22 protein-coding genes and 1 riboswitch are annotated in these 25,589 nt (G+C 54.1%); of the genes, 14 read left to right on the forward strand and 8 right to left on the reverse strand.

Annotated elements, in window-relative coordinates:
• Positions 1 to 69: 69 nt before the first annotated feature.
• The 3 genes from AC0TOF_RS12415 to sodC all read left to right on the forward strand — a co-directional run bounded on the left by AC0TOF_RS12415 (position 70) and on the right by sodC (position 2,810).
• Positions 70 to 495: a hypothetical protein gene (locus AC0TOF_RS12415; RefSeq protein WP_473768468.1), complete on the forward strand. Its 426-nt coding sequence runs from the start codon at positions 70 to 72 to the stop codon at positions 493 to 495.
• A gap of 58 nt (positions 496 to 553) precedes the next feature.
• Entirely contained in the window at positions 554 to 2,167 is a 1,614-nt protein-coding gene (gene cueO, locus AC0TOF_RS12420) for a multicopper oxidase CueO (protein WP_473768469.1), read from the forward strand.
• Between the two features lie 121 nt (positions 2,168 to 2,288).
• Entirely contained in the window at positions 2,289 to 2,810 is a 522-nt protein-coding gene (sodC, locus tag AC0TOF_RS12425; protein ID WP_473768470.1) for a superoxide dismutase [Cu-Zn] SodC, read from the forward strand.
• Between the two features lie 15 nt (positions 2,811 to 2,825).
• Here sodC and AC0TOF_RS12430 read toward each other — a convergent pair whose 3' ends face one another.
• Positions 2,826 to 4,154, reverse strand: a complete 1,329-nt coding sequence (locus AC0TOF_RS12430; RefSeq protein WP_473768471.1) for an NAD(P)/FAD-dependent oxidoreductase — start codon at positions 4,152 to 4,154, stop codon at positions 2,826 to 2,828.
• 210 nt (positions 4,155 to 4,364) lie between these two features.
• Between AC0TOF_RS12430 and AC0TOF_RS12435 the strand changes: the two genes are divergently transcribed.
• From AC0TOF_RS12435 to AC0TOF_RS12455, 5 genes are all read left to right on the forward strand, one after another.
• The gene (locus tag AC0TOF_RS12435) at positions 4,365 to 5,459 is read left to right on the forward strand and encodes an ABC transporter ATP-binding protein (RefSeq protein ID WP_473768472.1); all 1,095 of its coding nucleotides are present in this window, start codon (positions 4,365 to 4,367) and stop codon (positions 5,457 to 5,459) included.
• A 113-nt stretch (positions 5,460 to 5,572) separates the two neighbouring features.
• Positions 5,573 to 6,589 (forward strand): Fe(3+) ABC transporter substrate-binding protein, encoded by a 1,017-nt coding sequence (locus tag AC0TOF_RS12440; RefSeq protein ID WP_473768473.1) that lies wholly within the window; start codon positions 5,573 to 5,575, stop codon positions 6,587 to 6,589.
• Positions 6,590 to 6,658: 69 nt separating this feature from the next.
• Complete coding sequence (locus tag AC0TOF_RS12445) at positions 6,659 to 8,338, forward strand: ABC transporter permease (RefSeq protein WP_473768474.1); 1,680 nt, start codon at positions 6,659 to 6,661, stop codon at positions 8,336 to 8,338.
• A gap of 160 nt (positions 8,339 to 8,498) precedes the next feature.
• Positions 8,499 to 10,859 carry a bifunctional diguanylate cyclase/phosphodiesterase gene (locus AC0TOF_RS12450; protein WP_473768475.1) on the forward strand — a complete coding sequence of 787 codons (2,361 nt, stop codon included), beginning with the start codon at positions 8,499 to 8,501 and terminating at the stop codon, positions 10,857 to 10,859.
• A gap of 394 nt (positions 10,860 to 11,253) precedes the next feature.
• On the forward strand, positions 11,254 to 11,598 hold the full coding sequence (locus AC0TOF_RS12455; RefSeq protein WP_122001899.1) for a hypothetical protein: 345 nt from the start codon (positions 11,254 to 11,256) through the stop codon (positions 11,596 to 11,598).
• 69 nt (positions 11,599 to 11,667) lie between these two features.
• Here the strand turns inward: AC0TOF_RS12455 and AC0TOF_RS12460 are convergent, their stop codons facing one another.
• Positions 11,668 to 12,012, reverse strand: coding sequence for a protein tyrosine phosphatase family protein (locus tag AC0TOF_RS12460; protein WP_473768476.1), 345 nt, complete (start codon positions 12,010 to 12,012; stop codon positions 11,668 to 11,670).
• Positions 12,013 to 12,125: 113 nt separating this feature from the next.
• Between AC0TOF_RS12460 and fdhD the strand changes: the two genes are divergently transcribed.
• Entirely contained in the window at positions 12,126 to 12,947 is an 822-nt protein-coding gene (fdhD, locus tag AC0TOF_RS12465) for a formate dehydrogenase accessory sulfurtransferase FdhD (protein WP_473768477.1), read from the forward strand.
• A 19-nt stretch (positions 12,948 to 12,966) separates the two neighbouring features.
• On the opposite strand, the gene AC0TOF_RS12470 is transcribed toward fdhD, so the two are convergent.
• On the reverse strand, positions 12,967 to 13,443 hold the full coding sequence (locus AC0TOF_RS12470; protein ID WP_122001896.1) for a 6,7-dimethyl-8-ribityllumazine synthase: 477 nt from the start codon (positions 13,441 to 13,443) through the stop codon (positions 12,967 to 12,969).
• Positions 13,444 to 13,519: 76 nt separating this feature from the next.
• Positions 13,520 to 13,680, reverse strand: a riboswitch (FMN riboswitch).
• A gap of 580 nt (positions 13,681 to 14,260) precedes the next feature.
• Here AC0TOF_RS12470 and AC0TOF_RS12475 point away from each other — a divergent pair.
• The 5 genes from AC0TOF_RS12475 (at position 14,261) to AC0TOF_RS12495 (ending at position 20,628) form a co-directional block, all read left to right on the forward strand.
• Positions 14,261 to 15,526 carry an ABC transporter substrate-binding protein gene (locus AC0TOF_RS12475; RefSeq protein WP_122001895.1) on the forward strand — a complete coding sequence of 422 codons (1,266 nt, stop codon included), beginning with the start codon at positions 14,261 to 14,263 and terminating at the stop codon, positions 15,524 to 15,526.
• A gap of 282 nt (positions 15,527 to 15,808) precedes the next feature.
• The gene (locus AC0TOF_RS12480; protein ID WP_473768478.1) at positions 15,809 to 16,690 is read left to right on the forward strand and encodes a carbohydrate ABC transporter permease; all 882 of its coding nucleotides are present in this window, start codon (positions 15,809 to 15,811) and stop codon (positions 16,688 to 16,690) included.
• Entirely contained in the window at positions 16,687 to 17,568 is an 882-nt protein-coding gene (locus AC0TOF_RS12485; RefSeq protein WP_473768479.1) for a carbohydrate ABC transporter permease, read from the forward strand. The genes AC0TOF_RS12480 and AC0TOF_RS12485 overlap by 4 nt, the downstream gene beginning before the upstream one ends.
• A 6-nt stretch (positions 17,569 to 17,574) precedes the next feature.
• On the forward strand, positions 17,575 to 18,690 hold the full coding sequence (locus AC0TOF_RS12490) for an ABC transporter ATP-binding protein (RefSeq protein ID WP_473768480.1): 1,116 nt from the start codon (positions 17,575 to 17,577) through the stop codon (positions 18,688 to 18,690).
• A gap of 501 nt (positions 18,691 to 19,191) precedes the next feature.
• On the forward strand, positions 19,192 to 20,628 hold the full coding sequence (locus AC0TOF_RS12495; protein ID WP_473768481.1) for a DHA2 family efflux MFS transporter permease subunit: 1,437 nt from the start codon (positions 19,192 to 19,194) through the stop codon (positions 20,626 to 20,628).
• 2 nt (positions 20,629 to 20,630) lie between these two features.
• Here AC0TOF_RS12495 and AC0TOF_RS12500 read toward each other — a convergent pair whose 3' ends face one another.
• From AC0TOF_RS12500 to AC0TOF_RS12520, 5 genes are all read right to left on the reverse strand, one after another.
• Positions 20,631 to 21,353: an RlmE family RNA methyltransferase gene (locus tag AC0TOF_RS12500; RefSeq protein ID WP_122001890.1), complete on the reverse strand. Its 723-nt coding sequence runs from the start codon at positions 21,351 to 21,353 to the stop codon at positions 20,631 to 20,633.
• A 2-nt stretch (positions 21,354 to 21,355) separates the two neighbouring features.
• A complete protein-coding gene (locus tag AC0TOF_RS12505; protein WP_473768482.1) occupies positions 21,356 to 22,897 on the reverse strand; it encodes a Ppx/GppA phosphatase family protein in 1,542 nt (513 codons plus the stop codon).
• Between the two features lie 220 nt (positions 22,898 to 23,117).
• Positions 23,118 to 23,879, reverse strand: coding sequence for an amino acid ABC transporter ATP-binding protein (locus AC0TOF_RS12510; protein WP_473768483.1), 762 nt, complete (start codon positions 23,877 to 23,879; stop codon positions 23,118 to 23,120).
• Entirely contained in the window at positions 23,876 to 24,556 is a 681-nt protein-coding gene (locus AC0TOF_RS12515; protein ID WP_122001888.1) for an amino acid ABC transporter permease, read from the reverse strand. The genes AC0TOF_RS12510 and AC0TOF_RS12515 overlap by 4 nt, the downstream gene beginning before the upstream one ends.
• 176 nt (positions 24,557 to 24,732) lie before the next feature.
• On the reverse strand, positions 24,733 to 25,506 hold the full coding sequence (locus AC0TOF_RS12520; protein ID WP_122001887.1) for an amino acid ABC transporter substrate-binding protein: 774 nt from the start codon (positions 25,504 to 25,506) through the stop codon (positions 24,733 to 24,735).
• Positions 25,507 to 25,589: the final 83 nt, after the last annotated feature.

Below are 25,589 nucleotides of genomic sequence, written 5' to 3' on the forward strand. Positions count from 1 at the left end.
GCTCAGCTTGGCCTTTTAATTCTCCTGAGGGACGATTAGATTTCTGGTGTCGTTCGTTTGGAAGTGAATATGTATCGAACACAGTACGATATCGGCTTGAGGAATACGGCACAAGATCATGCGGTCTTGCGTGTGCCCTCCCGTACGCTGATGGCAGTGCTATCGTTCTTGTTTCTCATTTCGGTACAGCTTTGTTACGCAATGGCACATGATGTGCCGTCTGTGCAGCTGATTTCTGAATTTGATGCGCATGCGACGCATTACAGTGGCGCTTCTGAAATGTCGGTGGATGTGAGTAAGCCGGCACCGATGGATCATGGCGCCAAGACACCAAACGCTTGCGTCATGATGACATGCGGTTGTCTTTTCCAGATAGGCTCATGTTTGCATTCCTTTGTGATCGCACAGAACTTTGGCTTGCCTCCGCTCGTGACGGCGCTAAGCGGCCGATCTCCAGCGGGTGATCTACGGCCTCCCATCTCGCTTCAGGCTTGATCTGGAAATCGCCGCCGAAACTTTGGCGGCTATCATGATTATTGTCTGGAGACTTACCATGTCTGGAATTGCACGTCGCCGCCTGCTGACCTTAGGGGCAGGAGCCGCCGTTTTTGCTGCCGTTCGCCCTTTGGGTAGTCTGGCCCAAGGTGCGCATCATCAAATGGGACACGGCGCAGCAACCGCCGCACCAAACGCTTGGGCCGGTCGGCCTTTGCCTTTGCCACCTCTGGCTGAGCCCGATGCATCGGGTGTCGTTAAACTGAAAATACAGACGGGACGACATAGCTTTGAAGACGGAAGTGAAGCCGCATCCGCTGGCATCAATGGTGCCTATCTCGGCCCGCTGGTGCGCCTGAAGAACGGTGAAACAGTCACCTTTTCCGTCGAGAATAGCATGGATGAAGAGACGACCCTGCATTGGCATGGGCTTTTCGTACCGTCGGTCCTCGATGGCGGACCCCATAACCTGATAGCAGCGGGCGGAGAGTGGAAACCGAAAGTCACGGTCAACCAGCCAGTCTCGTTCAACTGGTTTCACCCGCATTTGCATGGAAACACTGCTCGTCAGGCGCATTTGGGTATTGCGGGTCTCATGGTTGTGACTGACGGCAGGGATGCCGAACGCGGACTGCCTGAAGATTACGGCGTGGACGATATTCCGCTGGTGCTTCAGGATCGCCGGGTGGTCGACGGCAACAAGGTTTACCAGCCCGACATTATGGACTTGATGCACGGTTTCCGTGGCGACAAGCTGATCGTGAACGGTGTCGTTTCACCGGAAGCACGTGTTCCTGCATCCATCGTTCGGCTGCGCATCTTGAATGGCGCCAATGCGCGGAACTTTCATATTCGGCTGAGCGATAATCGCCCGTTGCTCGTTGTGGCATCGGACGGTGGTTATATTGGAAAGCCTGAACCCGTTGAAAGACTGACCATTAGTCCCGGGGAACGCTACGAAGTTCTGGTTGATTTCTCCAGGGGCGAAGCGGCCGATCTGCTGACCTATGGCAATGACAGCGGTGGTGACGATTTGCACTTGATGCGATTTGTCGTGGATCCCGCATTGTCCGGGACGATTACGAAACTTCCAGATCGTCTGGATGGTCCTGATGCGCCGGACGAAAAACTCTCTACAAAGCGCCGCTCATTTTTCTTTGACGAGCGTATGGCGGAAAATATGAAGCTGATGATGGCGAAACCGTCAGCCGATCCTCATGCCGGGCATAATATGGGCGGCATGGACATGAGCTCGATGCAGTCCGGCACGATGGATCATGATATGCATGGTGCCAGAAGTTCCGCCGACACCGGCCCGGCACTTGAAGCGTTGACCTCCGGCGTGGAAATGGCAATTGCGGGCAAGCCGTTCGATATGGATCGCATCGATGTCGAGGCTAAACTTGGTTCCTGGGAAATCTGGGAGCTCACGACGAAAGAGATGCCGCATCCCTTCCATATCCATGGCGCGTCATTTCGCATCCTTTCAGCGAACGGAAAGGCTCCTCCAGCCCATCAATCCGGATGGAAGGATACCGCGCTGATTGATGGCAAGGCTGAAATACTTGTTCATTTTGACCGGGAGGCTGTGAAAAGCCACCCGTTCATGTTCCATTGCCACGTTCTGGAACATGAAGATGTGGGCATGATGGCTCAGTTCGTAACGGTGTAGCCAGTGACGGGCCGCGCAACTCTTTGTTGCGCGGTCCGCCATGTGACGAATTTATTTTCGAACAATTTCAGGCGGCGCGCGTTGTGTCTTCATCCCGAGTTCTCGTGATCAGGAGAAAACGATGCAACCCTTATTGATTGCTTCAGCCATGTTGCTTTTGACAGTTCCCGCAGTCGCAGCTGATATGAGTGTCAAACTCTACGAGGCTTTGCCGACTGGGCAAGGAAAGGAAATCGGCACCGTCACGATCTCGCAGACTGCCGGTGGATTACAATTCAAACCGGATTTGCGCGGCCTTCCTGCGGGCGAGCATGGTTTCCATGTTCACGAGAATGGAAGTTGTGCACCCGCTGAACAGGACGGAAAAACGGCACCGGCACAAGCTGCTGGTGGACATTTCGACCCCACCCATTCCAAGCATCACATGGGGCCGGAAGGCGAGGGTCATCTTGGTGATCTGCCTCTGCTTAAAGCCGATGCCAAGGGAGATGTGACGCAAAGCGTCACCGCCCAGCGTCTCAAGACGTTGGATGAAGTCAAAGGCAAGGCTTTGATGGTCCATGTCGGTGGCGATAACTATTCCGACAAACCCAAGCCGCTTGGTGGCGGTGGAGCACGGTTTGCCTGCGGGATAATCGAATAGTCCGAGTTGGAAGTGCTAACCCCAGTTCTCGATGCGGATTTTGGACCCATCGGAAAACCGAGATATATGAAACGCCGAGGGATCGACGATTGGCGTTTCGCCTGCAACCATGTCTGCCACAAGCTTGCCTGCGCCTGGGCCAATGCCGAAACCATGCCCTGAAAAACCCGTGGCAATGATCAAGCCTTCGATGCCGGGAAGGGGGGAAATAACTGGGATGACATCGGGCATTGTGTCGATCAGACCGGCCCATTCCTGCTCTATAACAGCCGACGCGAAGGAGGGGATTGTCTGCTTCAGTTTTGCAAATACCTGAGCATTGGCGGCCTTATGTGGAGCAGGATCGAGCATGCGGATTTTCTCGAAGATCGAGACCTGATCGGCAGGGCGGAGCTTCCATTGGAACGCTTCCTCGAAGAAGCGTTCGCCAAACCGGAACCGCAACGACCGCCATTCAGTGGAAAGTGACGGGATAAAATCGCGGAAGAATCGGAAGCTGTCAGGAACGATATCCGCAATGGATCCGCCAAGGCTTGCAACCGTATACCCGCCGTCGAGCCTTCTGCGGAGAGCGAAATCTGAAAAAGCAATCGCGGCTTCCACACCGGCATCGATTGGTGCCGTCCGAAAGACGGAGGAACGAACTTTCAATTGCGGCAGATGTGCATCGAAACTAGAGAGAATAAGTCTGGACCAGGCGCCCCCAGCGACGACGACTGCCTCGCAGCGCAGTCGACCTTTTTCCGTGAGGACGGCTGTGACGCGGCCATTGGTCGTCTCAATGTCACGTACGGCGCAGTTCTGTAGAATGACGGCACCATTTTCCTGCGCTTTCGCGGCAAATGCGGGCACGGCCTTTTGCGGTTCTGCTCGGCCGTCGAGCGGCGTCATCATGCCGCCAGTCAGACGACGATTGATACCCGGTGCAAGTGCGGCAGCCTGCTTGGCATTGAGAAGCTCTGTTTGAATGCCATGTTCGCGCGCTATTTTGATCCATTCGGCATAGAGCGCCATCTGTTCTTCTTTTTCGGCCGCATAGGCGATGCCGGTAACGCGGAAACCGGTTTCGCGCCCTGTGCGTTCGTTCATGCCTTCCCATAGCCGCATGCTTTCGACGATAAGCGGCATTTCACGGCTGTCACGCCCGGTACGACGACACCAGCCCCAATTGCGGCTGGACTGTTCTCCCGCGATCTCTCCCTTTTCAAGAAGAGTAACCGGGATGCCGCGTTCGGCCAGAAACAAGGCAGTGGAAACGCCTATAATGCCGCCGCCGATGACGGCGATTTTGGTTTCCTGCGGTAAGCTTTCGGCTGTCGCCACCTTATCCGTGACCGGCCCCATTCTGTATTCTCCTGCGAACCAACGTGGTGATTTTTGGCATGTGGAAGCATCGTGACCATCGCGCGCTTTTGGCTCACGATCAACCAGATACCCCGTTCAAAAAATACTTAATTACGATATTCCTGAGATATTCTGTCCTGTTTTGGTAGCTTTCTGAAGAATGTGTCTCTATATCGGCATGAACTGCAATCTGAGTACGCGATCTGGCTGATGGACGCACGCAACCTGCATAACGAACGACAGTTTTCCAGACATTCCGGTCCGGCGCTGACGCTATCCGGCATCAGTCGTCAATTTGGCGCGGTGCGTGCGCTCAATGATGTATCGCTTGATGTCCAGGCGAGCGAGATAATTTGTCTGGTGGGCCATTCCGGTTGTGGCAAGACTTCCCTGTTGCGCATTATCGCAGGCATCGATGTTCCGAACAGTGGAACGCTCACCATGGGGGGCAAGACGCTTGTCGGCCCGTCCGTCTTTATTGAGCCGGAAGCGCGAAATGTTGGCGTGGTCTTTCAGGATTACGCCCTGTTCCCGCATCTGACAGTCAAAGAAAACATCCTCTTCGGCTTGCGAAAAATGTCGCGTGATGAGGCGAATGCACGGGCAAAAGAGCTTTTGGAACTGGTCTCACTCTCGCATATGGCAGATCGCTATCCGCATATGTTGTCAGGAGGCGAACAGCAGCGTGTTGCCCTTATCCGGGCCCTTGCGCCGAAGCCAGACCTTCTGCTGATGGACGAGCCATTTTCGAACCTTGATCGAGGCTTGCGCGCCCGGGTCCGCCGCGAGACGGTGGCTTTATTGAGGGAACTCGGCACGACGGCGATCATCGTAACGCACGAAGCCGAAGAGGCGCTTTCTACCGGAGATCGGGTTGTGTTGATGCGATCCGGAGAAATAGTTCAGGACGGGCCCGCCCGCCAATTGCACGACCAGCCAACTAATCGTTATGCGGCAGAATTTTTTTGTGATTTCAATGTAATACCGGGAAAGATCCAGGGTGCCGAACTGGTCACTTCCTTTGGGCCTGTTGCCATAGCAGGACAATTTGAACCAAATATCGAAGCTTTTGCTTATCTGCGTCCTCGCGATTTTACGATTCTGACTGACGGTGAAGTCGGCAAAGCTTCAATGCGCGGTTATATAGAGTCACGCACATTTCTCGGCGAAAGCGAAGAGCTGGCTGTGAGAGTAAGCGGCACAACACAGCGTCTGATCGTACGTACGGAACGGCAGCTTCCGGAATCCGCTACGAATATTGCTCTATGTCCTCATTGGGATAAGGCGCTGATTTTTACGAAATGACAGAAAATATATGCAGTCAAAGCCCCGGGGTAATTGACCGTAATAAAGCCCTGGCATATAACTTGATTGCTTCGCTCATAATTACAAATTAAACAGATCCATCTGGAGGTAAAATGTTCAAGTTTGCGCGTTCTGGTCTCGCTCTCGTCGCAGTAACGCTGTTCGCAGGAGCCGCTCACGCAGATGAAGTGAACATTTACACGACGCGTGAGCCGGGCCTCATCCAGCCGCTGCTCGACGCTTTCAAGTCGTCCACTGGAATCACGGTGAATACAGTTTTCCTGAAGGATGGCCTGGCAGAACGCGTGGCCTCCGAGGGCGCGAATTCGCCTGCTGATATACTTATGACGGTGGACGCTGGTAACCTGGTCGACCTCGTCGACAAGGGCCTGACCCAGCCTGTCGACTCGAAGATTCTCAAAGAGGCTGTACCGGAGCAACTTCGCGATGCGAAGGATAACTGGTTCGCACTTTCCATGCGCGCTCGCGTCGTCTATGCCGCGAAGGACCTTGAGCTTGACAAGATCAACTATGAGGACCTGTCCGATCCGAAGTGGAAGGGCAAAATCTGCATCCGTGCCGGCCAGCACCCTTACAATACCGCTCTCTTTGCGGATTACATCGCGCATTATGGCCCGGAAAAGACCGAGGAATGGCTGAAGGGTCTGAAAGATAATCTGGCGCGCAAGGCGGCGGGCGGAGACCGCGACGGCGCCAAGGATATTGTCGGTGGTATTTGCGATATCGCTGTGGCCAATTCCTACTATGTCGGCCTGATGCGTTCAGGCAAGGGCGGTGATGAGCAGAAGGTCTGGGGCGAGGGCATCAAGGTTCTGCTGCCGACTTTCAAGGACGGCGGAACGCAGGTCAATATCAGCGGCGCCGCAATTGCAAAGAACGCTCCACACAAGGATGCAGCGGTCAAGTTGCTCGAATATCTGGTCTCCGATGAGGCTCAGCAGATCTACGCCAAGGCCAATTTCGAATATCCGGTCAAGCCGGGCGCGCCGCTTGATCCAATCGTGGAATCCTTCGGTGAACTGAAGATCGACAGTGTTCCGCTGTCTGAAATCGTCAGCCATCGCAAACAGGCAAGCGAACTGGTCGACAAAGTCGGTTTTGATAACTAAAAGCCGATTGAACTGATGAGACTAACGCCGGTGCAGTCCATGCGCCGGCGTTGCACTATAGAGAGACCGATGGAAGCCTTTGCCGCCGTGCGGAAACGAGTTTTGCAACCCGCAAGGGCAGGGCGCAGCTGGCTATGGCTCTCGGTTCTTGTCGCAGTTCTGGTTTTATTACCGGTTCTCGCCCTCGCATTGGAGGCCTTAAAAGGCTCTGCGGGCTTGTGGGCACATTTGTTCGCCACCAACTTGCCAAGCGCTTTTCTCGAAACGGTGATTTTGCTTGCCGGGGTCGGGATCATAGCGGCTTTTCTTGGAACATCGGCGGCATGGTTGGTGACGGCTTACGATTTTCGGGGGCGGGGTGTGCTGGAATGGGCGCTTTTGCTGCCATTGGCTGTGCCGACATACATTATCGCCTATGCCTATCTTGATATCCTGCATCCAATCGGGCCAGTGCAGGGCGCGGTTCGTTTCGTGCTGGGATATGATAGCCCACGCCAGTTCCGCTTGCCCGATATTCGCTCGATGGCCGGTTGCATCATCCTTTTGGGCTTCGTTCTCTATCCTTATGTCTATATTCCTACGCGGGCAATGTTTCTCACTCAGTCCGCCAGCCTTATCGAGGCGGCAAGAACTCTAGGGGTCAGCCGCAAAGGCATTTTCTGGCGTGTTGCATTGCCGCTGGCCCGGCCTGCCGTGGCGGTTGGGGTCAGTCTTGCCCTGATGGAAACCCTCAATGATGTAGGCGCTGCCGAATTTCTAGGGATTCGCACATTAACCGTCTCGATTTACACCACCTGGATAACGCGTTCGGATTTGCCGGGAGCTTCCCAATTGGCGCTTGCTCTCCTGTTTCTGGTGGTTGCTCTTGTTTCAATAGAACGCTGGGGACGCCGCAAGCAGCGCTTTGCTTCCAATATCCGCCATTCGCGCGGTTTCGAACCACTGGTGGTCGGAAAAGGGCGGGGTGCATGGTTGTTCTGCCTTTGCACGCTGCCCATTGTCATTGGATTCGTTCTGCCTGCGATCTATCTGGTCGTGGAGGCCATTAAACGGATTCGCTTCGCCGGAGTGTCGCCACGATTGATCGGAGAAGCATTCAATACTGTGGTTCTCGCTTCATCGGCGACGGTTCTGGTGCTGATTTGCGGAATGCTTGTCGCATATGCTGTCCGGCTTTTCCCGAGCACAATTTCGCGCTGGTCTTATCGCCTGTCGACAATGGGATATGCGGCACCGGGGACCGTTATCGCGATCGGCATTCTGGTGGTGGCCGGCAGCTTCGATCATCTTTTCAATCAGTTCACGTCGCATTTCCTCGGATACTCTGCCGGGCTGGTGCTCATCGGAACAGGTGCAGCGGTTGTCTACGCTTATGTCGTCAGATTCCTTGCTATCTCCGCGGGCGGGATAGATTCCGGACTGGAACGCATACCCGTCTCGCTGGACCATGCATCGCGCACGCTCGGGCGTGGAGCCACCCGGACTTTTTTTGCAGTCCATTTGCCATTATCCAGAACAGCCATCGTAGCGGCTGGCCTGCTCGTGTTTGTTGACTGTGTGAAAGAACTGCCTGCAACGCTTTTGTTGCGGCCGCTTAACATTGAAACGTTTTCGACGCATCTTTATGGGGAAGCCGCGCGCGGAACTTATGAAGAAGCGTCTATTGCTGCGCTGGCTATCGTAGCGGTCGGAATTTTGCCCGTGATATTGCTTGCCCGCGTCGGGAAGCGTTTTGCAAAGCGTGTCTGATTTCTCCTGCACCACCGGCGGGCATTAATCGGTATATTCGATAATTCAGAAATACTTAAATAGTTGCCGATATTTTTATTCGGTAAGCCAAGCGCAGTCTCGGCAGTATTTTTGGTTGTATTTTATAAGAACTGCACCTGAAGCGGGCGCAGGGGGCGACATGTTTAAAGTCCTGGAATGCGTGACAGTACAGCACGATCAGCCTTTTGTAGTGTTGGCTGCATCCATTTCATTTGCAAGCATGTTTGCATTTTTCCTGTTGTTTGCCCGTGCACGTGAATGCACGGAAAGCCGCCGCGACAATTGGCTTGCAATCAGTGCATTCGCGGGAGGACTGGGCGTATGGGCAACCCACTTCGTGGCCATGCTCGCCTATACCGGCACAGTCGCAATCGAGTTTGATTTCACCATCACCGTTCTTTCGGCTGTGATCGCCGTCCTAGGCTTTTGGTCGAGCCTTCGCTTTCTGAAGGGAACTACGTTCAAATACGCCCTGACTGCGGGCATTTCGGCGACACTATCGATAGCAGCGATGCATTTTATGGGTATGAATGCAGTCAAGGCGGCCGCCGATGTTCGTTATGATCTCCCGCCAGTGATCGTCGGCTGCATAATATCGGTCCTGTTTTTGCTGGCCGCTTTCTGGTTCGTGACGAATGCCTCAGGCTGGATGCGTATTCTGCTCCCGACCTTGGGAGGAGTATTGGCGGTTTGCACGCTCCATTTCACAGCGGTTGCATCCACCGAGCTGGTTCCAAATCCTGCCCTTCCTGCCGCTGACCCTCTCGGTGTCGGTCGGGTCTGGCTGATCGGGGCCATCGCCACCGTGGTATGCATCGCAGCGCTGATGACGATTGTTGCAGTGTTCATAGATCGTTACATGACCGACTTGAAGGGATTTGCGAACGCTACGCTGGAGGGGCTGGCTGTTATCAGGGATGGCAGGATAGTCGAGATGAACGACCGTTTTTCCGATCTCATGCGGCGCAGCGAAAAGGCACTCCTGGGTGTTGCTCCCGATAAGCTGTTGCTGGCGGCTGATGGACTTCCTGTCTGTGCTTCCCGCCAGGATGCAATCGAAGCCGCGCCGCGATTCCCAAATGACGAGCGCATCTTTGAATTGGCGGTTCATACGATTGAGTATCAGGGGCGCCCTTGCGAGGTGCTTGCTGTGCGGGACCTTACTGAAAAGCGCACGGCCCAGCGCCAGATCGAGTATATGGCGCGGCATGATGCGCTGACCGATTTACCCAATCGTGTGTTTCTCGAGGAACGGCTTGCGAATGCCGTCGCGCGTCGCAATCGCGAACCTTTTGCCGTGCTGGCGCTTGATCTGGACCGGTTCAAGGCTGTGAACGACATTTTCGGCCATGCCGAAGGTGACCGGGTATTGAAGACGGTCTCCAGCATTCTGAAACGCTGCATCAACGGTATAGATACGGCCGCACGTATTGGCGGTGACGAGTTCATTATTCTGCAGGTTGGTGTACCCCAGCCCAGAGGTGCGCGGAAACTGAGTGAGAAGATACTGGAAACTTTTCGGTCAGAACTGAATACAGTACTCGATCCAACTGCTGTCGGTGTCAGCATTGGCGTTGCTCTATATCCGAATGACGGCAAGGATGCAGCAGCCCTCCGGCATGCTGCAGACGTTGCGCTTTATCGAGCGAAGACGGAAGGGCGCGGTTTGGTGGCATTCTATTCGCCGGAAATGGATCGTGAGATAAGCGAACGTCGCCAGATGGAGGCTGATTTGCGCCATGCCATGCTTCGTGGCCAGATCAGTATTGCATATCAACCTTTGTTTGCCACCGCCGATGGACGTTGCACGGGCTACGAGGCGCTTGTTCGCTGGAACCATCCCGAACGTGGTCAGATACCACCGGAAGTTTTCATTCCTATCGCGGAGGAAACCGGAGCAATCGTTGCTCTGGGCGAGTGGGTTTTGCGTGAATCTTGCCGCACAGCTGCCGGATGGGAGAAGCATCTGACTATCGCGGTCAACCTGTCACCCGTGCAGTTTCGTCTGATCAGTCTGCCGGATACTGTCAGTTCGATCATCACAGAAACCGGCCTTGATCCGACGAGACTGGAGTTGGAGATAACAGAATCCGCTCTGATGAAGGATCGATCGACGACACTTGAACTGCTGCGCCGCATGAAGAAATCAGGCGTCCGTGTTGTTATGGACGATTTCGGTACCGGCTATTCGTCACTCAGCAATCTTCAAAGTTTCCCATTCGACAAAATCAAGATCGACCGCAGTTTTATTACCAGCATGGAAACGGACGTCAGTGCGAGAGCCATTGTCCGAGCCATCGTCGGGCTGGGGCGCAGCCTGGACCTGCCGGTGGTGGCAGAAGGGATAGAAACCTTCGACCAGCATCGCATGGTAATTGAAGAGGGTTGTGAACAGGTTCAGGGTTTTCTGTTCGGACGTCCTGCAAATGCACCAGCTTCCGTAGACCCATCGGCGGTAATCTTATCGCAAAAGGGCGGCGAACAAGTAAAAGCTGTCTAATAGCGTGTGCTTGTGAATAATTGCGAATTCTGGAGGGCTTCCAGAAGCGGTTTTTCTCTGCCGAATTGTTACAAAGCTGTTACCCTGCGTGGTCGCACATGCAACATTGCGTCCAAAAACCAGCAGCGTGGAACCACAAATTCCTCAATCTCTCGAAGGGCTTGCGAGGTGCCTGATCCGTCGGGGCACTTAAAATAGAGCAATGTTTTCAACACGATATTTCGCGTGATCGCAATAATAAGTGAATTTATCCGAAGGAGCTTTCCGTGCTTGTAACACGTTGCGGCCACAAAGCGAAAGCTGAATAGGACGAACAGTAACAGTACTCGGATCGCAAGATAAATCCGTAACGGGTTTCTTCGTACGAATGTTGGTTAAGTGGATGATGGAAACGATGCTTACTTCGCAACAATGGCTTCCGGTCGAGTTGCTCAATATCGGCCTGGCCGCGGCTCTTTTTTTCGCCTGCCTTGTTCACTCGTTGTGGAAAGCCGTCTTTGACGAACTCAATCCGGTATTCTGGCGTCGCACGGCTGCTCTGCTCTGGGCGGGTATTTTTATCGTGGCGCTCAGCGGCGGGATTGAAAGCTTTAACTGGCCACAGGCCATTGGCTGGCTTCTCGTTCTTGGCGGTGTTGTCGCGACGGTGGCGCGCACCGGCATGAGCTATTATCGTCAATATTGCGCCCACACATCGCGTGCGGTTCATTCGGGCCGAGCCCGGCTTTCAGGACGATGATTGCCATGTTTGCAAAGACTGTAGAAATGCCTTTGCGGCTTCACCGTCCTCATAGCCTGCGCTCGTTCTTTATCCGCGCCTTTGCTGCTGTACGATCCCGTAAATATTCGTAGAGCGTGCACCCGATCGGCAGTAGCCAAGAATTGGTCCTTCGGCTTCATCCAGTGCTGCTGCCATCGCATCTACATCTTCCTGCGTCAGCTGTCCGCCGATAACCGGGATATAGTAGGTTGCCAAGCCAGCCTTTTCTGCAACGCGTGCAATCTCGGCGAACTCGGGCTGATCTGGCCCGCCTTCATGATCGGGCCGATTGCAGATGATTGTGCGAAAACCCTCCGCCGCGATGTCGCGCACGTCGTCAGGTTCGATCTGGCCTGAAACCGAGTAATTATCGTCTATCTGCCGAATATCCATCTCTTCCTCGCTTGCCCCGAACCGTGGGGCTTGTTTGGTGGCACCTTACATAAAAGCTGATTTCGTGCCACATGAAACTGTTGGGTTCATGACGCGTGACGGACGAGAATGAGATGATGATCCAGACGACAAGCCGAAAGGTGCCGTATCTCGCGCATCGCGCGTCGGGCTTCAATGAAAGCATGCGCACAGTGCCGGAAGAGGTGCCGGTGGCTATAAGTTACAATGGCTCGACACAGGCCGTTATGATGGCGACGCCGGACGATCTTGAAGACTTTGCCATCGGTTTCACTCTGACTGAAAATATCGTTGATCATATTTCCGAGATCGAAGCGGTTGAGGCTGTTGCCTTTGAAAAGGGCATAGACATTCAGATCAGACTGGCCGAACCACAGGAGCAGCGGCTTGCTGCAAGGCGCAGGTTTATGGCGGGACCCGTAGGTTGTGGGTTGTGCGGCATAGATTCGATCGAACATGCGTTGCGACCGCTAAACGTTTTGAAAAATGCGGAAAGGCGGTTTACGGCAGGAGAAGTGCGAGCGGCTATAGCTTCGCTCGCGGAAGGGCAGCGACTGAATGCAGAAACCAGAGCCGTTCATGCGGCTGGATTTTATACACCGGAAAACGGACTCGTCGCGGTCCGCGAAGACGTCGGACGTCATAATGCGCTCGACAAACTTGTTGGCGCAGTTTCCCGCACGAATGTTAAACCGGCGATAGGAATTGTAGCCATTACAAGCCGTGTATCGGTGGAGATGGTGCAAAAGGCTGTGCTATTCGGCGTGCCGGTTCTGGCCGCCATTTCGGCACCGACCGCACTGGCCATTCGGACGGCGGAGGACGCTGGCCTGACGCTTATTGCGTTGGTTCGAGGCGATGATTTCGATATTTATACCCATCCGCATTCTATCGTGAAGCCTGACCGGCCTTTTTAGGTGCCGGTCAGGCCAGCACTTATACGAGCGCGTTAATGCGGCTGCGTTCGCCGACAATCTGCAAAGCGGCATGGGCTGCTTCCACGCCTTTCACCTTGAAATGTGCATGGAAGAAATCACGATGCTCTTTGCTTTCATGGAAATGATGCGGTGTCAGGACAACGCTGAGAATTGGAACTTCGGTCTCAAGACCAACCTGCATCATGCCGTTGATAACCGCAGTTGCGACAAAATCGTGCCGGTATATACCACCATCCACGACGAAGGCCGCACCGACTATCGCAGCGAATTGCCCGGTTTTGGCCAAGGTTTTGGCGTGGAGCGGAATTTCATACGCCCCGGGAACATCGAAGATTTCGACTTCTACGTTGGCGCCGGCCTTTGCTGACAGTTCTTCGATAAAACTCTTGCGGGCTTCATCGACAATATCGGCGTGCCAACGAGCCTGAACGAATGCAATTTTGAAGGAAGTCTTGTTCGGATAGCTCTGGTTCATAGGTTCCTCACGAAACTAGAATCAGGGCGCACAAAAGAACGCTAGACGGCACCGAAATGGCACAATCCTGGCGATCAATTGCTCTCTTCCATCCGGACTTTAACCGTCGGCTCCGGCATTTCACCGGATCTGCTGACCCTGAATTGAAGCCGAATCGACCCCTATCAGGCGCTCGCGGGCTTAAAGCTTTTGCTTCATACCGCCGGTGGGGAGTTTCACCCCGCCCCGAGAACAAACCCGCACACTATTATGCGAGCGGCGCGAACTTATGCCCTTGTCGATGGCTTGTCCAGTAGGAGAGGAGGGAATTTCTACGGCCGCTGCCACCTTTGAAGTTCACTGCATCAGAACCATGTAAATAACCGTCTTTCAAAGGGTAACCCATTCTTTTCCAATGGTTTTTGAGACTGTTGGTTCTACTTGTAGTTTTAATCGATTGGGCTTCTCCCGTTTTGTCGGATAGGAACTATTGACAGGCTGGGAGGGTTGGGGCCTATCCTACGTGCCATACCTTGTCTGGAGGATATTTCGCATTCATAAAAGACAACGTTGTCAATTGGGGCGAGGCGGCGTAAGAGTGAGGTGGAGGATTTCAGGAAAAACGCCGTCAAAGGATGGTCGGGGCGCAGGTGAAAGCGGGAGCTTTCGCATCATATTGCGGCAGTGACTAACAGAAAGAGGCTGTGTGGTGCAGTCGGTTTCTGGTCCGCACCGAGGAGGTGCGGATAGGAATGACGAAGCGGATTATTGCGCATAAGCAGAGGCTTGGCCGAGTATCCGATAGTTTTAGTTTCGTTTGTTTCTACGGGAGGTAGACATGCATAAACTTTTGAAGCTTGCTGCGATGGGTACGGCCGCCTGTGCCTTGCTCGCCGGAATGGCGCCTGTTGCTAATGCACAGGACAAGCAGAATGTCGAAGTTCTGCACTGGTGGACGGCTGGCGGTGAAGCTGCCGCACTTGATGTTCTCAAGAAGGACCTTGAAAAAAAGGGCATCAGCTGGACTGATATGCCGGTTGCTGGCGGCGGCGGTACAGAAGCCATGACGGTATTGCGCGCGCGCGTTACGGCGGGCAATGCGCCGACGGCAGTGCAGATGCTCGGCTTCGACATTCGTGACTGGGCAGAGCAGGGGGCTCTTGGCAACCTCGATGAGATCGCTACCAAGGAAGGTTGGGAAAAGGTTATCCCGGCCCCCTTGCAGGAATTTGCCAAGTATGACGGTCACTGGATCGCGGCTCCCGTCAATGTTCACTCCACAAACTGGATGTGGATCAATAAGGCAGCGCTCGAGAAGGCTGGCGGTAAGGAGCCAACCAATTGGGACGAATTGATCGCTTTGCTCGACAAGTTCAAGGAACAGGGGATCACTCCGGTCGCTCATGGCGGGCAGCCATGGCAGGACGCCACGATCTTTGACGCCGTCGTGCTCTCCTTCGGCACTGATTTTTACAAGAAAGCCTTCGTCGACCTTGATCCCGATACGCTCGGCAGTGATACGATGAAGCAGGCTTTCGATCGTATGACGAAGCTGCGCTCCTATGTTGATGACAATTTCTCCGGTCGGGATTGGAATCTTGCTTCGGCGATGGTTATCGAAGGCAAGGCCGGTCTCCAGTTTATGGGCGACTGGGCAAAGGGCGAGTTCATCAAGGCTGGCAAGAAGCCGGGTGAAGATTTTGTCTGCATGCGCTACCCGGGTACGCAGGGCGCAATCACATTCAATTCCGATATGTTTGCTATGTTCAAGGTCTCGGAAGACAAGGTTCCGGCTCAGCTTGAAATGGCATCGGCGATTGAGAGCCCGGCTTTCCAGTCGGCATTCAATGTGGTGAAGGGATCGGCTCCAGCGCGTACCGATGTGCCCGATACGGACTTTGATGCTTGTGGCAAGAAAGCTATCGCTGACGAAAAGGAAGCGAGTGAAAAGGGTACGATGCTGGGCTCAATGGCACATGGCTATGCCAACCCGGCAGCTGTCAAGAACGCTATCTATGATGTCGTAACCCGTCAGTTCAACGGTCAGCTTTCTTCGGAAGATGCCGTCAAGGAACTGGTATCGGCTGTTGAAGCTGCGAAATAACCGCAGAGAGGCGTCCAGGAAACCTTCTGGACGCCTCGTATCTCAAGCACTTCGGATATTGGCCACATATTTGAAGGTGACGACGATTGCAGCCAGAAATCAAAACAACAATTGCATGATGAAGCTCTGCATGTTTCCATCGGAAATTGCAGCGGATTGAACTTCTTAGGTGCATTCGGCCCGTATCTGGCTGAGGCGCCAGAATGCCCATCAAACTGATGTCTGGAGCCGCGTCTTATATTGGACGTAGAGCCCCAACTGCGCAAACAGGGTGACGCAAATATGCAGCGTAACAGCCGATTACAGGAACTGGTGCCAAAGCTGGTGCTGGGTCCGAGCTTTCTCATAGTGCTGGTGTTCGTCTACGGTTTCATCATCTATACCGGCGTTCTCTCGCTCACCAACAGCCGAATGCTGCCATCCTATGGCTTCGTCGGACTCGCGAATTACACCAAACTCTGGGCCTTGCCCCATTGGTGGCGGGCAATCACCAATCTGGCAATCTTTGCGTCGCTTTATATTATTATCTGCTCGGTTATCGGACTTTCTCTTGCGATCCTTCTTGATCAGAAAATCCGCGGCGAAGGTGTTCTGCGTCCAATTTATCTCTATCCAATGGCACTGTCTTTCATCGTGACCGGAACGGCATGGAAGTGGTTTCTCGATCCCGGAATTGGTCTGGAAAACACAATGCATCTATGGGGTTGGGAGAGTTTCTCGTTCAACTGGATCAAGAGCAACACGATGGCAATCTACTGTCTGGTTATTGCCGCCGTATGGCAATCATCCGGGTTCGTGATGGCGATGTTTCTGGCAGGATTGCGCGGTGTCGACAACGAGATCATCAAGGCAGCCCAAATTGACGGCGCTTCAACGGGCACCATCTATCGCCGCATCATCATTCCGTTGATGCGCCCGGTTTTCCTGTCAGCGTTCGTGGTTCTCGCTCATCTGGCGATCAAGGCCTATGATCTGGTGATCGCATTGACCGGTGGTGGACCGGGTCAGGCTACGGAATTGCCTGCGACCTTCATGTATTCCTATACATTCACCCGGAACCAGATGGGTATCGGTGCTTCATCGGCAATCATCATGCTGGTGATGATCTTCTCGATCATCATTCCCTATCTTTATTCGGAAATTCGCGGAGGGTCGCGGTCATGAGCGCCCAGTCGCAAGACAATGCCATCAGCAGCGGAAAGCTGACACGCGCGCTGATCTACACGGCACTGCTGATCTTTGCATTCTACTATCTGCTGCCGCTCTATGTGATGCTGGTCAACTCCTTCAAACCCCTTGATGAAATCCGTCAGGGCGGCATGTTGAATCTGCCACAGCAATGGACCATCGAGCCATGGCTGTCCGCGTGGTCGACGGCGCAGATCGGCGTACAGCCAACCGGCCTGAAGCCGTTCTTTATCAACTCAATCCTGATGGTCGTTCCAGCCGTTGCGATCTCGACCATCGTCGGCGCTTTAAACGGTTATGTGCTGACCAAATGGCAGTTCCGCGGATCGAATATCTTTTTCGGCCTGTTGCTGTTGTCGTGCTTCATTCCGTTCCAGATCGTGCTCATTCCGATGGCGCGCGTACTTGGTTTTCTAGGAATCGCAGGCACGATCTGGGGGCTGATCCTCGTGCATGTGGTCTATGGTATCGGTTTCACGACGCTTTATTTCCGTAACTATTACGAGGCTTTTCCGACGGAATTGGTTCGGGCAGCCCAGATCGATGGGGCGAGCTTCTTCCAGATATTCTGGCGAATTTTGCTGCCGTCGTCGGGGCCGATCATCGTGGTGTCCGTGATCTGGCAGTTTACCAATATCTGGAACGACTTTCTGTTCGGCGCTTCTTTCTCGGGCGCGAATTCAACACCGATGACGGTAGCGCTCAACAATCTCGTTTCCTCCTCCACCGGCGTCAAGGAGTACAATGTTCACTTCGCAGGTGCCATATTGGCGGCCCTGCCGACGCTGATCGTTTACATTGTTTCTGGCCGCTATTTTGTTCGTGGCCTGATGTCCGGTGCCGTTAAGGGATAAGTTGCAATGTCTTTTCTGAAAATTTCCGATCTCTATAAGTCCTACGGCAATGTTTCGGTTTTGAAGAATATCAATATCGAGATTGACGAGGGCGGCTTTCTCGTCCTCGTCGGCCCGTCCGGCTGTGGCAAGTCAACATTGCTGAATACTATCGCCGGGCTTGAACCAATCACGTCTGGCGATATCGCCATCAATGGCAAGTCGGTTTCCGGTTTGCATCCATCCCAGCGCGATATTGCAATGGTTTTTCAGTCCTATGCGCTTTATCCAAATATGACTGTTGCCGGAAACATCGCTTTCGGCATGGAAATTCGTAAAGTTCCAAAGGCCGAACGTGACAAGGCCATTCAGGAAGTTGCCGATATTCTGCAGATCGGCCACCTGCTGGATCGCAAGCCGAGCCAGCTTTCCGGTGGTCAACGTCAGCGCGTGGCAATGGGTCGTGCTTTGGTGCGCAATCCTCAGGTCTTCCTGTTCGATGAGCCGCTTTCCAATCTTGACGCCAAATTACGCGTCGATATGCGCACCGAAATAAAGCGGCTGCACAGCCGGATGAAAACGACAATCGTTTACGTAACTCACGACCAGATCGAGGCGATGACGCTCGCGACCAAGATCGCTGTTCTCAAGGACGGCGTCTTGCAGCAGTTTGGCACGCCAGCAGAAATCTATAATAATCCGTCCAATATGTTCGTTGCAGATTTCATGGGATCTCCTGCCATGAACCTATTGACGGTGCGAGTCGAAAAGAACGGTTCGAGCTATGCGATTAATCTCGTGCGCGGTGACGGCGAGCCGCTCAAACTACCGTTGAAAGTCGCCCCTCAGGGGCTCGGTGCATATGATGGCAAGGATATCGTGTTCGGCATCCGCCCCGAGGCGCTGACCGATCCAGATGGAGCCGATCGTAACGCCGATGCCGTGGTGGAAGGCGATTGCCTGATTGATGTTGTCGAGCCTGCCGGGTCGGACACGTTTGCGGTCACGCGCCTGGGCGGCAAGCATGTTGTGGCGCGTCTGCGTGCCGACGCCCGCATCGCTGCAGGACAACCGGCGAGGCTTGCTTTCAACCTGGACAAGTCTGTTTTCTTTGACCCAGGCAGCCAAAGTCGAATTCTCTGACATCAAACGAGACTCCAAAAGGAAAAGAGCGCTTCCATTGAATTGGAAACGCTCTTTTTCATGCATGCCTGGAGGGCAAAAAACTTTTTCAGGGGCGCGTTAACGCAGGAAGTCGAGTCCTAGCAGCCCTACTGCAAGTGCAGTGTTGAGTGAAATGATCATCATGCCATAGACAATGGCGGTTCTTGTAATATCGTTCATTTCCTACCTCCTTGAACCGGAGCGGTGCCCGCGCGGTTCGAAGTCTCGTGAAACTGTAACGAAATGTAACAAGCTGTTACGGGAAGCGCAACCCCGATTTACGCAAATGTGAACGAGTGAAATCTTGCGTGAGATATTTGGCCCATTTGCGCGAAAGCGGCCTGATCGAACTGAACCGGCGAGAAATCGCCGATTTTATGCATATTCACTGCAATGTGACGCCGTTTCGGCTAGCAATAATCAGCTTGGCGCTACATAGGATGGTCAGATCTTTCATATCCGTTGTATCGGAATATTATCGTGAATCGCATCATTCCGCTTGTATTGGCCATAGCCCTTTTCATGGAGCAGATGGATTCGAACGTCATCTCGACCTCGCTTCCCGCTATAGCCGCCGATATCGGCACAAGCCCCATTGCGCTCAAGTTGGCGCTGACGGCTTACCTTGTTGCTCTTGCGGTGTTTATTCCGGTCAGCGGCTGGATGGCGGATCGCTTCGGAGCCAAGAATGTCTTCCGCGCGGCAATAGCGGTATTCGTGGTGGGTTCTGTTGCCTGTGCCGCATCGAATTCATTGGCCTCTTTCGTTGTTGCACGGTTTTTGCAGGGGATGGGCGGTGCGATGATGACGCCGGTTGGGCGTCTTGTGCTTATCCGTTCCACCCCACGTAGCGAGCTTGTATCAGCCATGGCCTGGCTTACGATCCCGGCAATGGTTGGGCCGTTGGTCGGGCCGCCTGTAGGCGGTTTCATAACCACCTTCCTTACCTGGCATTGGATTTTCCTGATTAACGTGCCGATTGGCGTCGTCGGCATCTGGTTCGCAACGCGCTTTCTGCCAGACACTGACGAGCGCATTGTGAAGCGCCTCGATTGGACGGGCTTCTTTCTTTCAGGTATTGCGATGTCAGGCGTCGTTTTCGGGCTGTCAGTCGTCAGCCTTCCGGCCTTGCCACCTGCGGTAGGGTTCACAACCCTTGCTATCGGTATTGTCTGTACAGTCCTTTATCTTCAACATGCCAAGAGGGTCGATGATCCTCTGCTAAACCTGAAGCTTTTCGATAACCAGGTTTTCCGTTCTGCGGTTGTTGGTGGCAGCATTTTCCGGTTCGGGATCGGCGCTATTCCGTTTCTGCTGCCATTAATGTTTCAGCTTGGTTTCGGGCTCACGCCTTTTCAATCCGGTATGATGACTTTCGTGTCGGCGATTGGTGCAATCAGCATGAAGTTCGGTGCAAAGCGCATTTTCGTTCGCGTCGGCTTCCGGCGTGCGCTGATGGCAGGTTCGCTGATTTCGGCCTGCTTTATTGCGGTCAATGGCCTGTTCACGCCAACAACGCCATACTGGATCATTATCGGGTTTCTGCTTGTGGGTGGCTTTGCGCGCTCATTGTTTTTCACCGGCGTCAACGCGCTGGCTTTTGCCGAAATCCCCGATGAAAAGACCAGTCAGGCGACGCCTATTACAGCCGTGGCCCAACAGGTTTCTATTGCTATTGGCGTCGCTCTGGCAGGCGGTATTTTGGAAATCAGCACATCCCTACGTGGAGCCCACCTTGAATTGGTGGACTTCCACATGGGCTTTTATGTAGTTGCTGCTGTTTCGGCCTTGGCCTTTTTTTGGTTTGCGCGGCTTGCACCGGATGCGGGCAAGGAATTGGCGGCACCAACCGTTGTCAAACACTCCAGCAAGGAGCGCGCGGCTGTGGACGCTGCGAACGCTTCTGCAGGAAAATAAGCTCAGCCTTTGAAATCTCGAGCGAGCAGGTAAAGCTCGACGGATTCGGCGCGGGACGCCGGAGGCTTTACGTGATGCACGGAGCGGAATTTCTGCTTTAGCAACGCCAGAAGTTCGTTTTCCGTGCCGCCCTGAAAAGTCTTGGTAAGAAAATGTCCGCCGGGCTTCAGAACCGAGATGGCAAAATCAGCAGCGACTTCGCAAAGATGCACGGTACGCAGGTGATCAGTCCTGCGGTGACCGGTGGTCGGCGCAGCCATGTCGGAAATGACGAGATCGGGCTTGTCGCCGAGCGCATCCATTAGTTTTTTTGGCGCTTCATCGTCGAGAAAGTCCATTTCCAGCAAGACAACGCCGGGCAGCGGATCGACGTGAAGATAGTCGATGCCGACGACGTGTGGGTTCTCATCCGTGGAACCGACGATTTTGGCCGCGATCTGCGACCAGCCGCCTGGCGCAGCACCAAGATCGATGATCTTCTGCCCTTTTTTGAGCAGGTTATAGCGATCATTGATTTCAATGAGCTTGTAGGCTGCGCGCGAGCGATAGCCATCCGCTTTTGATTTGTGCACATAGGGATCGTTCAGGTGACGTTCCAGCCAGCGGCGCGACGATTCCTTGATTGTGCCGGCCTTTTTCTTCACGCGCACCTGCAGATTGCTGGAGCCAGCGCCACCGCGACCACCAGTCTTCACTCCGCCCTTGTTTCCGCCTGCCTTGCTCATTATCAGTGCCTGTTTCTAGCGCCTGTTGCGCGATTGTGTCTCCATGCGCCATCGCGCGACATCAGTTCGGTCAAAATGCCTTCACGCAGACCACGGTCGGCAACGAGTAGTTTTTCGCTTGGCCATACCTGGCGTATCGCGTCGAGAATAGCACAGCCTGCCAATACCAGATCGGCACGATCCGCACCAATGCACGGGTTGGCTACGCGAGCTTCAAAATCCCATGACAGAAGACGGTTGGTCATCTGGGTCACGTCTTCGGCGCCCATCCACATACCATCGACCCGACGCCGGTCATAGCGGTCAAGACCGAGATGAATTCCTGCCAGCGTGGTCACCGTGCCGGATGTACCTAACAGGTGGAAGCGGGGGCTGGCGGTCAAATTCCCGAGGCACTGGCGTTCGGCAAATTGCGCGAGCAGATCAGTCACATGCGATACCATGGACTGAAAACTTTCCTGTGTGACATTGCGCCCCCCAAACCGTTCCGCCAATGTCACGACACCGACCGGAAGGGACGTCCAGGCCATGATGTGTTCTGCAAGCCGAGGGGATCTACGGCGGGAAACATCAATCAGCGCGATTTCAGACGAGCCGCCGCCAATATCGAACAACACGACGGCATCGGTCTCACGGGTAACGAGCGTGCCGCAGCCTGAGACGGCCAGCCTGGCCTCTGTCTGGCGATCCACAATTTCGAGTTCCAGTCCGGTTTCTGCACGAACCCGCGCCAGAAACTCCTCGCCATTGGAAGCTGAACGACAGGCCTCGGTCGCAATCAATCTCGATCGCCTGATTTTCTTGCCTGCCAGCTTGTCGCGGCAGATTTTCAACGCTTCGACGGCGCGGTTCATCGCATTGTCGCTGAGCCGGCCTGTAGCGCTTAATCCTTCGCCCAGTCGTACGATGCGCGAAAAGGCATCCACAACGCGGAACTGGCCCGGTCTGGTTGGCGAAGCCACCAACAGTCGGCAATTGTTGGTTCCTAGGTCCAAAGCCGCATAAAGCGGAGCATCAGCCTTTTCAGGATGCGAACCATTGGCAATCCGGAGAGTTTGGCTGTTGCCGCTCTTCCGTTTGCCCTGTGTCAAAGCATGCTGATGATCGGTGCGCACGGGATTATGCGGAGCCTTGACCGCTGCTTCGGCAATCAAAGGCTGTCCGCTTTGCTGCCGCGCCTGCTTTTTCTTGCGGGCACGCCGACGGCGATTCGAGATTTTACCGGATGGCCGTTGCTGGCTGTTATCTGCTTCAATCCTGGTTGGCTGTTGGGCAGCAGCTTCAATACCAGATACAGATTTGCCACGCCGACGCCGACGCGCACGTTTGCGCTGGCTCTGCGGGCCTGCACTTTCGGCCTCGTCCTGTGATTTCGAGCGTCCTGAATCGGATGCACTACGGGCATTACCGATATCTGTAACGGCTTTTTTGCGCGGTCTGCGCTTACCGTTATCGGACGGACTCCGGGCCTGCGAATTGCCCGATTGTCCGCCGGACGCCCCTTGATGCACCATTTCGGCGGTGCGCTCGTCGGGGTTCTTCAAGGTTCTTGTCCTTATGGCGCCGCGCGAACCGATGAGGACGCAAGCAAGGCGCTTCAATTTCTACGTTGTGCATAATGTAACAGTGGTTTTCTGTTTTACCAAGGGGCAGGCTGTCGGGAGCCGCCGGAAAATTTTGAACGCACGTACGAAATTTGAGCCAACGGCGTGCCGAGGGCTTTCGCTGGTGGCGAAAGCCCTTACGGGTCTATATGTTTAAGGCTTATATGTCGTAAGTATGAGCGGCGTTGATCGTCGCAACGAATTGTTTGGTGCGCTCGTGCGCAGGGCGCGAGAAAATCTCATTCGCAGCGCCTGTTTCCACGATATTGCCTGACTCGAGAAAGACCACGTTCTTTGCAATCTTGGAGGCGAGCCTTAGATCATGTGTGGCGATCACCATGGTTGTGCCCTCCTTGGCCAGCTTGCTCAGAACATCAACCACTTCGGATGCAAGCTCGGGATCAAGTGCTGAGGTAGGCTCGTCGCACAACAGGACGCGCGGTGATGGTGCCAGTGCACGTGCGATGGCGATGCGCTGCTGCTGCCCACCGGACAGAGTTGAGGGCCAGGCATCGGCCTTATGCGCCATTCCCACCTTTGTGAGCAGTTCCATCGCACGTTCTTTTGCCTTGTCCTTTGGCCAATTCAGGACCGTAACAAGACCTTCCATCACGTTCTGGATCGCTGTCTGGTGCGGGAAAAGCTGGAAGTTCTGAAATACCATGCCTGTCTGGCGGCGGATTGACTGGATTGCTTGCCAGCTCGGCTTACGATCCGGCTCAAAGCTGATGCTCTGCCCTCCCAGAACAAGAGTGCCCGAAGTCGGAATCTCAAGTAGGTTTATGCAGCGCAGCAATGTGCTCTTGCCGCCGCCGGACGGGCCTACCAGGGCCGTTACCGTACCCTCCGCAATCGCAACGTTGATATCGTTGAGAATAACTGCGTCATCAAAACGCTTTACGATATGTTGCAGCTCAATCATGCGTTTGTCTCCAGCGTACCGCCATAGCGTCCGAAGCGCTTTTCAAGCCGCACTTGCAGCGCCGACAGAACGGAACTCATCACCAGATAAATCAGGGCCGCTTCGATATAGAGGATGAGAGGCTCATAAGTGGTTGCGACGATACGCTGTGCGGATTGGAAAAGCTCCGGCACGGTGATAGCCGCAGCAAGCGACGTGTCCTTCACCAGTGAAATGAAGGAATTGGAAAGTGGCGGCACGGCCGTCCGGGTCGCCTGTGGCAGAATGGTGCGCGCGAGAGCCTGTCTCCAACTCATGCCGATAGAGTATGCAGCTTCCCATTGGCCTTTGGGGACGGCGGATATCACAGCCCGGATGATTTCTGAGCTATAAGCACCGACACTGAGTGTGAAGCCAATCACCGCTGCGGGAAATGCATCAAGATAAATGCCTGCGCTCGGCAGTCCGTAAAAGATCACGAACAGCTGTACGAGCAAAGGTGTGCCGCGGAATATCCAGACATAGAAGCGCGCAACAGACGAAAGCCAAAGCGGGGCGAACAGCCGCACGAGCGCAGTCAGGAGTCCCAATGTGAGGCCGAAAGTAAAGGACAAAAGGGTGAGCGGGATGGTGAAAATCAAGCCTGCCCACAAAAGAGTAGGCAGGGATTCCGCCATCAGTTGAAGCCAATCGGGCACTTTTTCGGCTCCTCAACAAAGCAAAAGATCAGACTGAAATGAACTTGCGCGGATGAACCTGCGCGGCGTTATCTTATACAGTCTGACATTCATGTCTTGGGAATAGTTTTTTATGATCACAATAAAACGAAGCCGGAACTGGTTTCCGGCTTCGCTGCATGAGCCTGAGACGACGCTTACTTGGAAACGTCCTGACCGAAATATTTCTGGGCAATTTTGTCGTAGGTGCCATCGGCCTTGATTTCATCCAGAGCCTTGTTGATGGCTGCAACGAGATCATCGTCACCCTTGCGAACGATGATGCCTGAAGCGTCAGCGTTTTCCTTCTCCGCCACAATCTTTACCGGAGCCTTCGGCTGGTGTTTTTTGAAGTCGAGGAAGGACAGGCTGTCGTTGAGCGTTGCGTCAGCGCGGCCTGTCAGAACGAGCTGGATCGACTGGTCAAAACCATCGGTAGCTACGAGTTCTGCGCCAGCTTCCTTGGCGAGCTTGCCATAATTGCTGGTGAGCGACTGTGCTGACTTCTTGCCCTTAAGGTCTGCAAAATCTTTGATCGTATCGTTCTTGTCGCCGACGATCAAAACGACCTTGGAAACAATATAGGGATTGGAGAAGTTGAATTTCTTCTTGCGTTCTTCGGTGATGCCGACCTGATTGATAACAGCATCATAACGGTTGACGTCGAGACCGGCGATCAGACCGTCCCACTTGCCTTCGACGAATTCCGGCTTGACGCCGAGCTTGGCGGCGACAGCTTCACCGATTTCCACGTCGAAGCCGACGAGCTTATTGTCCTTGTCGTGATAGGTGAAAGGCGCATATGTGCCTTCGGTACCAATCTTCAGAACGCCCGCCGACTTAATCGCGTCGAGATTTTCTCCAGCCATTGCGCCGGTGAAGAGAGCTGTCTGAATGAGGCCTGCGGTAGCTATGATCTGAGCGAATTTCATTTTCGGTATCCGTGAACTGGTTGATGTTCTATTGATCGCAGAAATTTAATTCTAAAGATGCGTTTAAAACGACCGTTCAGGCT

This window comes from Ochrobactrum sp. PL_is501 (genome assembly GCF_055816895.1).

What these genes read in the sequence shown, in the direction of transcription:
- AC0TOF_RS12415 (WP_473768468.1), top strand. Translation starts at nt 70, where the DNA reads ATGTATCGAACACAGTACGATATCGGCTTGAGGAATACGGCACAAGAT.
- cueO (WP_473768469.1), top strand. Translation starts at nt 554, where the DNA reads ATGTCTGGAATTGCACGTCGCCGCCTGCTGACCTTAGGGGCAGGAGCC.
- sodC (WP_473768470.1), top strand. Translation starts at nt 2,289, where the DNA reads ATGCAACCCTTATTGATTGCTTCAGCCATGTTGCTTTTGACAGTTCCC.
- AC0TOF_RS12430 (WP_473768471.1), bottom strand. Translation starts at nt 4,154, where the DNA reads ATGGGGCCGGTCACGGATAAGGTGGCGACAGCCGAAAGCTTACCGCAG.
- AC0TOF_RS12435 (WP_473768472.1), top strand. Translation starts at nt 4,365, where the DNA reads ATGGACGCACGCAACCTGCATAACGAACGACAGTTTTCCAGACATTCC.
- AC0TOF_RS12440 (WP_473768473.1), top strand. Translation starts at nt 5,573, where the DNA reads ATGTTCAAGTTTGCGCGTTCTGGTCTCGCTCTCGTCGCAGTAACGCTG.
- AC0TOF_RS12445 (WP_473768474.1), top strand. Translation starts at nt 6,659, where the DNA reads ATGGAAGCCTTTGCCGCCGTGCGGAAACGAGTTTTGCAACCCGCAAGG.
- AC0TOF_RS12450 (WP_473768475.1), top strand. Translation starts at nt 8,499, where the DNA reads ATGTTTAAAGTCCTGGAATGCGTGACAGTACAGCACGATCAGCCTTTT.
- AC0TOF_RS12455 (WP_122001899.1), top strand. Translation starts at nt 11,254, where the DNA reads ATGCTTACTTCGCAACAATGGCTTCCGGTCGAGTTGCTCAATATCGGC.
- AC0TOF_RS12460 (WP_473768476.1), bottom strand. Translation starts at nt 12,012, where the DNA reads ATGGATATTCGGCAGATAGACGATAATTACTCGGTTTCAGGCCAGATC.
- fdhD (WP_473768477.1), top strand. Translation starts at nt 12,126, where the DNA reads ATGATGATCCAGACGACAAGCCGAAAGGTGCCGTATCTCGCGCATCGC.
- AC0TOF_RS12470 (WP_122001896.1), bottom strand. Translation starts at nt 13,443, where the DNA reads ATGAACCAGAGCTATCCGAACAAGACTTCCTTCAAAATTGCATTCGTT.
- AC0TOF_RS12475 (WP_122001895.1), top strand. Translation starts at nt 14,261, where the DNA reads ATGCATAAACTTTTGAAGCTTGCTGCGATGGGTACGGCCGCCTGTGCC.
- AC0TOF_RS12480 (WP_473768478.1), top strand. Translation starts at nt 15,809, where the DNA reads ATGCAGCGTAACAGCCGATTACAGGAACTGGTGCCAAAGCTGGTGCTG.
- AC0TOF_RS12485 (WP_473768479.1), top strand. Translation starts at nt 16,687, where the DNA reads ATGAGCGCCCAGTCGCAAGACAATGCCATCAGCAGCGGAAAGCTGACA.
- AC0TOF_RS12490 (WP_473768480.1), top strand. Translation starts at nt 17,575, where the DNA reads ATGTCTTTTCTGAAAATTTCCGATCTCTATAAGTCCTACGGCAATGTT.
- AC0TOF_RS12500 (WP_122001890.1), bottom strand. Translation starts at nt 21,353, where the DNA reads ATGAGCAAGGCAGGCGGAAACAAGGGCGGAGTGAAGACTGGTGGTCGC.
- AC0TOF_RS12510 (WP_473768483.1), bottom strand. Translation starts at nt 23,879, where the DNA reads ATGATTGAGCTGCAACATATCGTAAAGCGTTTTGATGACGCAGTTATT.
- AC0TOF_RS12520 (WP_122001887.1), bottom strand. Translation starts at nt 25,506, where the DNA reads ATGAAATTCGCTCAGATCATAGCTACCGCAGGCCTCATTCAGACAGCT.